Source organism: Dickeya fangzhongdai, from assembly GCF_002812485.1.
In the GTDB taxonomy this organism is placed as follows: domain Bacteria; phylum Pseudomonadota; class Gammaproteobacteria; order Enterobacterales; family Enterobacteriaceae; genus Dickeya; species Dickeya fangzhongdai.
In genome coordinates, this window is sequence record NZ_CP025003.1 from 1043315 (window position 1) to 1058220 (window position 14906).

At 62.1% G+C, this 14906-nt stretch carries 2 protein-coding genes; both read left to right on the forward strand.

Annotated elements, in window-relative coordinates:
- The first annotated feature begins 506 nt into the window (after window positions 1–506).
- Window positions 507–902, forward strand: a complete 396-nt coding sequence (locus tag CVE23_RS04885) for a winged helix-turn-helix transcriptional regulator (protein ID WP_100849015.1) — start codon at window positions 507–509, stop codon at window positions 900–902.
- 282 nt (window positions 903–1184) lie between these two features.
- On the forward strand, window positions 1185–14906 hold the full coding sequence (locus CVE23_RS04890; protein WP_167389540.1) for an Ig-like domain-containing protein: 13722 nt from the start codon (window positions 1185–1187) through the stop codon (window positions 14904–14906).

A 14906-nucleotide genomic window follows, 5' to 3' on the forward strand; every position in this document is an offset into this window, starting at 1 on the left:
AGACTGCGTTTCGGCGTGTCTTGCGACAATAGTGGCACAGCCTAGCATTTTCATTTCTGGCGGCGATAGCCCTTCACCCGGTTTCAGGCATGCACAGGCATAATGATTTCCTAGCGGATTGAATTTATTGCATTTATTGATTGAGTGAATAAAGGGGTTTAATTTGGCTTATTTGAGTGAATGAATTTCTTGAATTGCTGAGGGGGTTATGTCTATTTTTAAACCATAGCCCTCATCAGATAACGCGAATATTCATTTTGCGGCGATCCGGATTCTTTCAATGTTTTTTCCCTCGACGGTATTCGGCGTCATTCAATCAACCGTTATTCCATCAGATTCTTTTATGCTGATATGGCCTGTCGATGCCTGATACGGCCGAAGAGACTGGTGCGCGAAAGCGAGTGCTTATAAAGCGATTGCTTATTTAGGGGAGCCTCCTTACCCTGAAAGTTCAGGCGCAATGCGATTCAGTGAGCGGTAATCAGTGAACGGCATAAGGGTAAGGTATGCGGACAATCGAAAAATTTCAGCGCGGCGACTTGCTGGCGGCAGCTTGCCCGTCACGTGAAGTGCTACAGCACATCACCAGCCGTTGGGGCATCCTGATTCTGATTGTGCTGGAATCGAAAACGCTCCGCTTCAGCGAACTGCGCCGTCTGATCAATGGCGTCAGCGAACGTATGTTGGCCCAGACATTACAATGTCTGGAAGGCGACGGCCTGATCAATCGGGTGGCCTATGACGTGGTGCCGCCGCATGTGGAATATAGCCTGACCCCGCTGGGGAAAGAAGCCGCGGAGAAGGTGCGGGTGCTGGTTGACTGGATTGAAGGCAGCATGCCGCGCATCGCTGAACACTGGAGCGAGTCGGGGACGACGCGATCACGGAAAACGTCTGTCTGAAACGCGGCGGGAATCAGGCCGGATTTCCGCCTTCAGTTAGCGTTTTTCACGCGTTAGTGAATGATCACAGCCTAATGATTTCTACCGGTTTTATTGTTGATAAAACCAGAAAGCTGTGTTTAATTTTAAGTTAATGCTTTCGCATTTTTTTTATTTAGCGTTATCGATTTTTACACCAGGTTTGATTTTTTAAATTAATAACAGATTCTTGCCATGGATATCCTGCCGGTTGGCGCAGGGGCGGCTGCCTGTTTTTCAAACCTGTCAATATCGGTGATGCTTATGGCCCAGCAACGAACTCTGTATAACGCGACCCGCATGGTGCTTGAGCGCCGTTTGATGTTTGATGCCGCGGCTGTCGCCACGGCAGATCAGGTCGCCAATGACCAGCCTGACGCCGCCAGCCATGACGGCAGTGCCGATTCGGCAGCGCAGGAGCATACCAATACCGATTTAATTCAGGCAATTAGCCAGATCGAGACGCCGCCCGCCCGCGTTGAGGTTTTCTTTATTGACGGCGCGTTGCCAAATAAAGACGCGCTGGTCTCACAATTACCGGCTAATGCTTCGGTTTATATTCTGGATAGTAATCAGGATGGGCTGAATCAAATTGCTGATATTCTTTCTAATTATAAAAATGTCGATGCGATTCATATTATTTCCCACGGTGATAGTGGACAAATTGAATTAGGCAATGCCTTAATCTCGGCGGAAAATATCGATAGCTATCAAACTATATTGGAGCAAATAAATTTATCTCTAAACAGTTCTGCCGATGTTTTAATTTATGGCTGTAATGTCGGGGATGCCGCGGGGCAACAGTTATTGAGCGCGCTGTCGTCGTCGCTGGATTCGGACGTGGCGGCGTCATCCGATATTACCGGTATTGATGGCGACTGGGTGCTGGAAAGCCATGTCGGCAGTATCGAAACCGAATCGATCAATCCGACAGGCTGGCATGCCAATCTGTTGCTGGGAATAAACACCGCGCCTACCGCCGTGGCCGATGTGGCGCTGGTCAGCCAAAACGGCTCGACCATCATTAATGTGACCGCGAACGATATCGATCTGGAAGGCGATGCCATCAAGGTAACCGGGGCTAACGCGCTCTTTGGCAAGGTAACGGTCAATGCCGATAATACGCTGACTTATCAACCCAATGCTGGTTATTTTGGTGTTGATACCATCACTTACACCATTGCTGACAGTAAAGGGCTGTCGGCGTTGCTGCCGGGTACGGTAGCCGTAACGGTCAATAGCTTGCCGACATTGTCGTTGCCGGTGCTCGTCAACCTGTTCAATGAAGATACGCCGATAATATTCGCTGATATTCTGGGCACCAAGATCAGCATTGGCGACCTTGACGGCAGCATTGCCAGGATCTCGTTGTCGGTGCCGATAGGTTCGCTGACGCTATCCCAGACCGCCAATCTGTCGTTTAGCCAGGGCGACGGCATCAACGACAGCAATATCACCATGCAAGGTAGCATTGTTGATATCAACGCCGCGCTGAATGGCCTGATTTATACCCCGGACGCGGACTATAACGGCCCGGTGACCATCACTATCGGGTTAACCGACACCTTGCTGGCGATACCGATTACTACCTCGTTGCCAATCGGCATTGCGCCGGTGGCGGATATTGTCAGTGATTCCGTCATCACCAACGTCAGCTCGCCGGTCAGCTTCAACGTGATGGCGAACGATACCTTTGAAAACATCAATGCCAGGGTGACGTCTTACAGCACGCCATCACACGGTACGGTGGTGATTGATAGCACCGGCAACGCGGTCTACACCCCCAATAGCGGTTATCTGGGCAACGACTCGTTTACTTATACCGTTACCAGTAATGGCACCACGGAAACCACCACCGTCACCATCCACATTAATACGCCGCCGGTCGCCAATCCGGACACCGCCACCACGCCGGAGGATACGTCGGTGACGGTGAATGTGCTGGCCAACGATACCGATGCGGACGGTAATACCCTGACCGTGACGTCGGCCAGCGCCGGCCACGGCACGGTGGTGATCAACGCCAACGGCACGCTGACCTACACCCCGGCGGCCAACTACAATGGCACCGACACCATTACCTATAAGATCAGTGACGGACTGGGAGCCAGCGCGACGGGTACGGTGACGGTGACCATCACGCCGGTCAATGACGCGCCGGTGGCGGTCAATGATACGGCGACCACGCTGGAAGACACCCCGGTGACCGTCAACGTGCTGGCGAACGACAGCGATGTGGACGGCGACACGCTGACGGTGACGACAGCGACGGCCGGCCACGGTACGGTGGTGATCAACGCCAACGGCACCCTGACCTACACCCCGGCCGCCAACTACAACGGCAGCGACACCATCAGCTATACCGTCAGCGACGGCCACGGCGGCACCGCCACCGCCACCGTGGCGGTCAGTATCACCCCGGTCAATGATGCGCCGGTGGCGGCGAACGACACGGCGACTACCGCCGAAGACACGCCGGTGACGGTGAATGTGCTGGCGAACGACAGCGATGTGGACGGCGACACGCTGACGGTGACGGCGGCCAGCGCCGGCCACGGTACGGTGGTGATCAATGCCAACGGCACCCTGACCTACACGCCGGCGGCCAACTACAACGGCAGCGACACCATCAGCTATACCGTCAGCGACGGCCACGGCGGCACCGCCACCGCGACCGTGGCGGTGACCATCACGCCGGTCAATGACGCGCCGGTGGCGGTCAATGACACAGCGACCACCGCTGAAGACACCCCGGTCACCGTTAACGTGCTGGCGAACGACAGCGATGTGGACGGCGACACGCTGACGGTCACGACAGCGACGGCGGGCCACGGTACGGTGGTGATCAACGCCAACGGCACCCTGACCTATACCCCGGCGGCCAACTACAACGGCAGCGACACCATCAGTTACACCGTCAGCGACGGCCACGGCGGCACCGCCACCGCCACCGTGACGGTCAGTATCACGCCGGTCAATGACGCGCCGGTGGCGGTCAATGATACGGCGACCACGCTGGAAGACACCCCGGTCACCGTCAACGTGCTGGTGAACGACAGCGATGTGGACGGCGACACGCTGACGGTGACGACGGCGACGGCCGGCCACGGTACGGTGGTGATCAACGCCAACGGCACGCTGACCTACACGCCGGCCGCCAACTACAACGGCAGCGACACCGTGACCTACACCGTCAGCGACGGACAGGGCGGCACCGCCACGGCCACGGTGGTCGTGACCATTACCCCGGTGAACGATGTGCCGGTGGCGGTGAACGACACGGCGACCACGGCGGAAGATACGCCGGTGACGGTGAATGTGCTGGTGAACGACAGCGATATGGACGGCGATACGCTGACGGTCACGGCGGCCAGCGCCGGCCACGGCACGGTGGTGATCAACGCCAACGGCACGCTGACCTACACCCCGGCCGCCAACTACAACGGCAGTGACACCATCAGCTATACCGTCAGCGACGGCCACGGCGGCACCGCCACCGCCACCGTGACGGTGACCATCACCCCGGTCAATGACGCACCGGTGGCGGTCAATGATACGGCCACCACGCTGGAAGACACCCCGGTCACCGTCAACGTGCTGGCGAATGATGCTGATGTGGACGGCGACACGCTGACGGTGACCGCCGCCAGCGCCGGCCACGGTACGGTGGTGATCAACGCCAACGGTACCCTGACCTACACCCCGGCGGCCAACTACAACGGCAGCGACACCATCAGCTATACCGTCAGCGACGGCCACGGCGGCACCGCCACCGCCACCGTGGCGGTCAGTATCACGCCGGTCAATGACGCACCGGTGGCGGTGAACGACACGGCGACTACCGCTGAAGACACCCCGGTCACCGTCAACGTGCTGGCGAACGACAGCGATGTGGACGGTGATACGCTGACGGTGACGACAGCGACGGCCGGGCACGGCACGGTGGTGATCAATGCCAACGGCACCCTGACCTACACCCCGGCCGCCAACTACAACGGCAGCGACACCATCAGCTATACCGTCAGCGACGGGCAGGGCGGCACCGCCACCGCGACCGTGGCGGTGAGTATCACGCCGGTCAATGACGCGCCGGTGGCGGTCAATGATACGGCGACTACCGCTGAAGACACCCCGGTCACCGTCAACGTGCTGGCGAACGACAGCGATGTGGACGGCGACACGCTGACGGTGACGGCGGCCAGCGCCGGCCACGGCACGGTGGTGATCAATGCCAACGGCACCCTGACCTACACCCCGGCGGCCAACTACAACGGCAGCGACACCATCAGCTACACCGTCAGCGACGGGCAGGGCGGCACCGCTACCGCCACGGTGGCGGTGACCATCACCCCGGTCAATGATGCGCCGGTGGCGGCGAACGACACGGCCACCACTGCCGAAGATACGCCGGTGACGGTGAATGTGCTGGCGAATGATGCCGATGTGGACGGCGACACGCTGACGGTCACGGCGGCCAGCGCCGGCCACGGTACGGTGGTGATCAACGCCAACGGCACGCTGACCTACACGCCGGCCGCCAACTATAACGGCAGCGACACCATCAGCTATACCGTCAGCGACGGCCACGGCGGCACCGCCACCGCCACCGTGGCGGTCAGTATCACCCCGGTCAATGACGCACCGGTGGCGGTGAACGACACGGCGACCACGCCGGAAGACACCCCGGTCACCGTCACCGTGCTGGCGAACGACAGCGATGTGGACGGTGATACGCTGACGGTGACGACGGCGACGGCGGGCCACGGCACGGTGGTGATCAACGCCAACGGCACCCTGACCTACACGCCGGCGGCCAACTACAACGGCAGCGACACCATCAGCTATACCGTCAGCGACGGCCACGGCGGCACCGCCACCGTGGCGGTCAGTATCACGCCGGTCAACGATGCACCGGTGGCGGCGAACGACACGGCCACCACCGCCGAAGACACCCCGGTCACCGTCAATGTGCTGGCGAACGACAGCGATGTCGATGGCAATCCGCTGACGGTGACGACAGCCAGCGCCGGCCACGGTACGGTGGTGATCAACGCCAACGGTACGCTGACCTACACCCCGGCCGCCAACTATAACGGCAGCGACACCATCAGCTATACCGTCAGCGACGGGCAGGGCGGCACCGCCACGGCCACGGTGGCGGTGACCATCACGCCGGTCAACGATGCACCGGTGGCGGCGAACGACACGGCGACTACCGCCGAAGACACCCCGGTCACCGTCAATGTGCTGGCGAACGACAGCGATGTCGATGGCAATCCGCTGACGGTGACCGCCGCCAGCGCCGGCCACGGTACGGTGGTGATCAATGCCAACGGCACCCTGACCTACACCCCGGCCGCCAACTACAACGGCAGCGACACCATCAGTTACACCGTCAGCGACGGCCACGGTGGCACCGCCACCGCCACGGTGGCGGTGACCATCACCCCGGTCAATGACGCGCCGGTGGCGGCGAACGACACGGCGACTACCGCCGAAGACACCCCGGTCACCGTCAACGTGCTGGCGAATGATGCCGATGTGGACGGCGACACGCTGACGGTGACGACAGCGACGGCCGGCCACGGTACGGTGGTGATCAACGCCAACGGCACGCTGACCTATACCCCGGCGGCCAACTACAACGGCAGCGACACCATCAGCTATACCGTCAGCGACGGGCAGGGCGGCACCGCCACGGCCACCGTGGCGGTGACCATCACGCCGGTCAATGATGCGCCGGTGGCGGTCAATGACACAGCGACCACCGCTGAAGATACCCCGGTCACCGTCAATGTGCTGGCGAATGATACCGACGTGGACGGTAATACGCTTGCGATCACCTCAGCATCGGCTGGGCATGGCTCCGTCACAATTAATGCCGATGGCACCCTGACCTATACGCCCAACGCCAACTTTAACGGTGCTGATACTGTGACCTATACCGTCAGTGACGGGGCAGGCGGCGTGGCGACTGGCACGCTGACCATTACCGTCACCGCAGTGAATGATGCGCCGGTGACTGGGGCCGATACGGCTGCCACCAGTCAAAATACATCGGTGACGGTGAATGTGCTGGCGAACGACAGCGATGTGGACGGCGACACGCTGACGGTGACCGCCGCCAGCGCCGGGCACGGCACGGTGGTGATCAATGCTGATGGTACGCTGACCTATACGCCAAATACGAATTACAGCGGTACTGATACGGTGACCTATACCGTCAGCGATGGCGCCGGCGGCACTGCCCTGGGGACGTTAACGGTGACTATCGCGCCGGTGAATAGTGCTCCTTCGGCAAATCCAGATAGCGCAAGTACATTGGAAGATACGCCGGTGACGGTGGATGTACTGGCGAATGATACCAATGCAAACGGCCCTCCTTTGACAATTCAAGGGGCTGTGGCGGGTCATGGGGTTGTCGTCATCAACGCGGACGGTACGCTGACCTATACGCCCAACGCCAACTTTAACGGCACCGACACCGTGACTTATACCGTCAGCAATAGCCAGGGCGGATTGGCTACGGGTACCCTGACCATTACCGTCACCGCAGTGAACGATGCGCCGGTGGCCGGTGCGGATACGGCGACCACCGCCGAGGACACCCCGGTGACGGTGGATGTACTGGCGAACGACAGCGATGTCGACGGCAACCCGCTGACCGTCACCGCCGCCACCGCCGGTAACGGCACGGTGGTGATCAATGCCGACGGCACCCTGACCTACACCCCCAATACCAACTTTAACGGCACCGATACCGTGACCTACACCGTCAGCGACGGCGCCGGCGGCGTGGTGACCGGCACGCTGACCATCACGGTGACGGCGGTGAATGATGCGCCGGTGGCGGGCGCGGATACGGCGACCACGGCGGAAGATACGCCGGTGACCGTCGATGTACTGGCGAACGATGCTGATGTGGACGGCAACCCGCTGACCGTCACCGCGGCGACCGCCGGCAACGGCACGGTGGTGATCAACGCCGACGGCACCCTGACCTATACCCCCAATGCCAACTTTAACGGCACCGACACCGTGACCTATACCGTCAGCGACGGCGCCGGTGGCGTGGTCACCGGCACGCTGACCATTACCGTGACGGCGGTGAACGATGCGCCGGTGACCGGTAACGACAGTGCCACTACCACGGAAGATACGCCGGTGACCGTCGATGTGCTGGCGAACGATGCTGATGTGGACGGCAATCCGCTGACGGTGACTGCCGCCACCGCCGGCAACGGTACGGTGGTGATCAACGCCGGCGGCACGCTGACCTACACCCCGAACGCCAACTTTAACGGCACCGACACCGTGACCTACACCGTCAGCGACGGCGCCGGTGGCGTGGTCACCGGTACGCTGACCATTACCGTGACCGCGGTGAACGATGCGCCGGTGGCCGGGGCGGATACGGCGACCACCGCGGAAGACACCCCGGTGACGGTGGATGTACTGGCAAACGACAGCGATGTGGACGGCAACCCGCTGACGGTGACCGCCGCCACCGCCGGTAACGGCACGGTGGTGATCAACGCCGACGGCACCCTGACCTATACGCCTGACGCCAACTTTAACGGCACCGACACGGTGACCTATACCGTCAGCGACGGCGCCGGTGGCGTGGTGGCCGGGACGCTGACCATTACCGTGACCGCGGTGAACGATGCGCCGGTGGCGGGCGCGGATACGGCCACCACCGCCGAGGACACGCCGGTGACGGTGGATGTACTGGCGAACGACAGCGATGTGGACGGCAATCCGCTGACGGTCACTGCGGCGACGGCGGGCAACGGCACGGTGGTGATCAACGCCGACGGCACCCTGACCTACACCCCGGCAGCCAACTTTAACGGCACCGACACCGTGACCTATACCGTCAGCGACGGCGCGGGCGGGGTGACGACCGGCACCCTGACCATCACCGTGACGACAGTGAACGATGCGCCGGTCACCGGTAACGACAGTGCCACTACCACGGAAGACACCCCGGTGACGGTGGATGTGCTGGCGAATGACAGCGATGTCGATGGTAATCCGCTGACGGTGACTGCCGCGACCGCCGGTAACGGTACGGTGGTGATCAACGCCGACGGCACCCTGACCTACACCCCGGCCGCCAACTTTAACGGCACCGATACGGTGACCTACACCGTCAGCGACGGGGCCGGTGGCGTGGTCACCGGCACGCTGACCATCACCGTGACCGCAGTGAATGACGCGCCGGTCACCGGTAACGACAGCGCCACCACGGCGGAAGACACCCCGGTGACCGTCGATGTGCTGGCGAACGACAGCGATGTCGATGGCAACCCGCTGACGGTGACCGCGGCGACCGCCGGCAACGGCACGGTGGTGATCAACGCCGACGGTACGCTGACCTACACCCCGGCCGCCAACTTTAACGGCACCGATACGGTGACCTATACCGTCAGCGACGGCGCGGGTGGCGTGGTGACCGGGACGCTGACCATTACGGTGACCGCAGTGAACGATGCGCCGGTCACCGGTAACGACAGCGCCACCACCGCGGAAGACACGCCGGTGACGGTGGATGTGCTGGCGAATGACAGCGATGTCGATGGCAATCCGCTGACCGTCACCGCGGCGACGGCGGGTAACGGCACGGTGGTGATCAACGCCGACGGTACGCTGACCTACACCCCGGCTGCCAACTTTAACGGCACCGATACCGTGACCTATACCGTCAGCGACGGTGCCGGCGGGGTGGTGACCGGCACGCTGACCATTACCGTCACCGCAGTGAACGATGCGCCGGTGGCCAGTGCGGATACGGCGACCACCGCCGAGGATACGCCGGTGACGGTGGATGTGCTGGCGAACGACAGCGATGTCGATGGCAACCCGCTGACGGTCACCGCGGCGACGGCGGGCAATGGATCTGTCGTCATCAATGCCGACGGTACCCTGACCTATACGCCTGACACCAACTTTAACGGCACCGATACCGTGACCTACACCGTCAGCGACGGCGCGGGCGGGGTGGTGACCGGGACGCTGACCATTACCGTCACCGCAGTGAATGACGCGCCGGTGGCCGGTGCGGATACGGCGACCACCGCCGAGGACACCCCGGTGACGGTGGATGTGCTGGCGAATGACAGCGATGTCGATGGCAATCCGCTGACGGTGACCGCCGCGACGGCGGGCAACGGTACGGTGGTGATTAACGCCGACGGCACCCTGACCTACACCCCGAACGCCAACTTTAACGGCACCGATACGGTGACCTATACCGTCAGCGACGGCGCCGGCGGCGTGGTCACCGGCACGCTGACCATTACCGTCACCGCAGTGAATGATGCGCCGGTGGCCGGTAACGACAGCGCCACCACCGCGGAAGACACGCCGGTGACGGTGGATGTACTGGCGAATGACAGCGATGTCGATGGCAACCCGCTGACCGTCACCGCGGCGACCGCCGGTAACGGTACGGTGGTGATTAACGCCGACGGCACCCTGACCTACACCCCCAATACCAACTTTAACGGCACCGACACCGTGACCTATACCGTCAGCGACGGCGCCGGTGGCGTGGTCACCGGCACCCTGACCATTACCGTCACCGCGGTGAATGATGCGCCGGTGGCCGGTGCGGATACGGCCACCACCGCCGAGGACACCCCGGTCACCGTCGATGTGCTGGCAAACGACAGCGATGTCGATGGCAATCCGCTGACGGTGACCGCGGCCACCGCCGGTAACGGCACGGTGGTGATCAACGCCGACGGCACCCTGACCTATACCCCCAACGCCAACTTTAACGGCACCGATACCGTGACCTATACCGTCAGCGACGGCGCCGGCGGCGTGGTCACCGGCACCCTGACCATTACCGTCACCGCGGTGAATGATGCGCCGGTCACCGGTAACGACAGCGCCACTACCACGGAAGACACGCCGGTGACGGTGGATGTGCTGGCGAACGACAGCGATGTCGATGGTAATCCGCTGACCGTCACCGCCGCGACCGCCGGTAACGGTACGGTGGTGATTAATGCCGACGGCACCCTGACCTACACCCCGGCCGCCAACTTTAACGGCACCGACACCGTGACCTATACCGTCAGCGACGGCGCCGGTGGCGTGGTCACCGGCACGCTGACCATCACCGTGACGGCGGTGAACGATGCGCCGGTGGCGGGCGCGGATACGGCGACCACCACCGAGGACACCCCGGTGACGGTGGATGTACTGGCGAACGACAGCGATGTCGATGGCAACCCGCTGACGGTCACCGCCGCCACCGCCGGCCACGGCGCGGTGGTGATCAACGCCGACGGCACGCTGACCTATACGCCCAACGCCAACTTTAACGGCACCGATACGGTGACCTATACCGTCAGCGACGGCGCCGGTGGCGTGGTCACCGGGACGTTGACCATCACGGTGACGGCAGTGAACGATGCGCCGGTGGCGGGCGCGGATACGGCGACCACCGCCGAGGACACGCCGGTGACGGTGGATGTACTGGCGAACGACAGCGATGTCGATGGTAATCCGCTGACGGTCACCGCGGCCACCGCCGGTAATGGATCTGTCGTCATCAACGCCGACGGCACGCTGACCTATACGCCTGACGCCAACTTTAACGGCACCGACACCGTGACCTATACCGTCAGCGACGGCGCGGGCGGCGTGGTGACCGGCACGCTGACCATCACGGTGACGGCGGTGAATGATGCGCCGGTGGCCGGGGCGGATACGGCGACCACCGCCGAGGACACCCCGGTGACGGTGGATGTACTGGCGAACGACAGCGATGTCGATGGTAATCCGCTGACCGTCACCGCGGCGACGGCCGGCAATGGATCTGTCGTCATCAATGCCGACGGCACCCTGACCTATACGCCTGACACCAACTTCAACGGCACCGATACGGTGACCTATACCGTCAGCGATGGGCTGGGTGGGATCGCTACCGGGACATTGATTGTGACGGTTACGGGCACCAATACCGCGCCGGTGGCTGGGGCGGATACGGCGACCACCGCCGAGGACACCCCGGTGACGGTGGATGTACTGGCGAACGACAGCGATGTCGATGGTAATCCGCTGACGGTCACCGCGGCGACGGCCGGCAATGGATCTGTCGTCATCAATGCCGACGGCACCCTGACCTATACGCCTGACACCAACTTCAACGGCACCGATACGGTGACCTATACCGTCAGCGATGGGCAGGGTGGGATCGCTACCGGGACATTGATTGTGACGGTTACGGGCACCAATACCGCGCCGGTGGCTGGGGCCGATACGGCGACCACTGCCGAGGACACGCCGGTGACGGTGGATGTGCTGGCGAATGACAGCGATGTCGATGGTAATCCGCTGACCGTCACCGCGGCGACCGCCGGCAACGGTACGGTGGTGATCAACGCCGACGGCACCCTGACCTATACGCCTAACACCAACTTCAACGGCACCGATACGGTGACCTATACCGTCAGTGATGGGCAGGGTGGGATCGCTACCGGGACATTGATTGTGACGGTTACGGGCACCAATACCGCGCCGGTAGCTGGCGCGGATACGGCGACCACCGCGGAAGACACGCCGGTGACGGTGGATGTGCTGGCGAATGACAGCGATGTCGATGGTAATCCGCTGACCGTCACCGCGGCGACCGCCGGCAACGGTACGGTGGTGATCAACGCCGACGGTACGCTGACCTATACGCCCAATGCCAATTTTAACGGCACCGATATCGTGACCTATACCGTCAGCGACGGCGCCGGTGGCGTGGTCACCGGCACGCTGACCATCACCGTGACGGCGGTGAACGATGCGCCGGTCACCGGTAACGACAGCGCCACCACCGCGGAAGACACCCCGGTGACCGTCGATGTGCTGGCGAACGACAGCGATGTCGATGGTAATCCGCTGACGGTGACTGCCGCGACGGCGGGCAACGGCACGGTGGTGATCAACGCCGACGGCACGCTGACCTATACGCCCAATGCCAACTTCAACGGCACGGATACGGTGACCTACACCGTCAGCGACGGCGCCGGCGGCGTGGTGACCGGGACGCTGACCATCACGGTGACGGCGGTGAATGATGCGCCGGTCACCGGTAACGACAGCGCCACCACGGCGGAAGATACGCCGGTGACCGTCGATGTACTGGCGAACGACGGCGATGTGGACGGCAACCCGCTGACCGTCACCGCGGCCACCGCCGGTAACGGTACGGTGGTGATCAACGCCGACGGCACCCTGACCTATACGCCCAACGCCAACTTTAACGGCACCGATACCGTGACCTACACCGTCAGCGACGGCGCCGGTGGCGTGGTCACCGGCACGCTGACCATCACCGTGACGGCAGTGAACGACGTACCGGTGACCGGTAACGACAGTGCCACTACCACGGAAGACACCCCGGTGACGGTGGATGTGCTGGCAAACGACAGCGATGTCGATGGCAATCCGCTGACCGTCACCGCGGCGACGGCCGGCAACGGTACGGTGGTGATCAACGCCGACGGCACCCTGACCTATACGCCCAATGCCAATTTTAACGGCACCGATACCGTGACCTATACCGTCAGCGACGGGGCCGGCGGGGTGGCGACGGGCACGCTGACCATCACCGTGACGGCAGTGAACGACGCGCCGGTCACCGGTAACGACAGCGCCACCACCGCGGAAGACACCCCGGTGACCGTCGACGTGCTGGCGAACGACAGCGATGTGGACGGCAACCCGCTGACGGTCACTGCGGCGACGGCGGGCAATGGATCTGTCGTCATCAACACTGACGGCACGCTGACCTACACCCCGGCCGCCAATTTTAACGGCACGGATACGGTGACCTATACCGTCAGCGACGGCGCCGGTGGCGTGGTCACCGGGACGCTGACCATTACGGTGACGGCAGTGAATGACGCGCCGGTCACCGGTAACGACAGCGCCACCACGGCAGAAGACACCCCGGTGACGGTGGATGTGCTGGCGAATGACAGCGATGTCGATGGCAATCCGCTGACGGTGACCGCCGCGACGGCGGGCAATGGATCTGTCGTCATCAACACTGACGGCACGCTGACCTATACCCCGAACGCCAACTTTAACGGCACCGACACCGTGACCTATACCGTCAGCGACGGCGTGGGTGGGGTGGTCACCGGCACGCTGACCATTACGGTGACGGCGGTGAACGATGCGCCGGAAGTGATCGGCGAGACAACGCTTACCACGTCGGCGAATACCCCGGTCTCGGTAAATGTGCTGGATAACAGCCGTGATGTGGACGGCGACCCGCTGACGGTCACCTCGATATCGGTTACCAACGGCAGGGTGCTGGTTAGCGCCGACGGCATGATGACCTACATACCCAACCCCGGCTTCAGCGGGACGGATGTGGTCAGTTACACCCTCAGCGATCCGCAGGGTAGTACGGTGCGTGGCTCGCTGACGGTGGTGGTCAGCGCGTTGCCGGGAACGGACGGCAATACGGCAGGCGGTGGGACCGGGCAGATGAACTATGTGCCACCGCCGGATAGTGCCGGCTTGCCGCCCACGTTCACGCCAGGACGACTGAGCGCGGAAATGGAAGCCAGAGAGTATGACCCCATATTGCTGGACGCCGTGAATGCGATCAAAGGATTGGGCGGCAGCGCGCCATTGCTCGGCAATCAGCCGGGTAACCAGGCTGTCGCCGGCGTGAAGTCGCTTGGCACCAGCAGTGGACTTGATTTGTCGCAAGGGAGTATTAACCAGGTTGTCCGCGATTTTGAACCGACGGCAACATTCGAGTTTTTGAATGATGCACAGAATCAGCCCGTAACCAATCCGGCAACACTCGGTGAAGGCATACCCATGGGGCCTGAAACCGCACAGAACAATAACACGATAATACCTGCGCAGGATGAACCCGCTGTCACGGTAGAGCAGCAATTGCAGACCATTGCGATGCGTGATCAGCAAGCATTGAGGGATCTTATCCGTGCGTTGAGTTAA

What these genes read in the sequence shown, in the direction of transcription:
- CVE23_RS04885 (WP_100849015.1), top strand. Translation starts at nt 507, where the DNA reads ATGCGGACAATCGAAAAATTTCAGCGCGGCGACTTGCTGGCGGCAGCT.
- CVE23_RS04890 (WP_167389540.1), top strand. Translation starts at nt 1,185, where the DNA reads ATGGCCCAGCAACGAACTCTGTATAACGCGACCCGCATGGTGCTTGAG.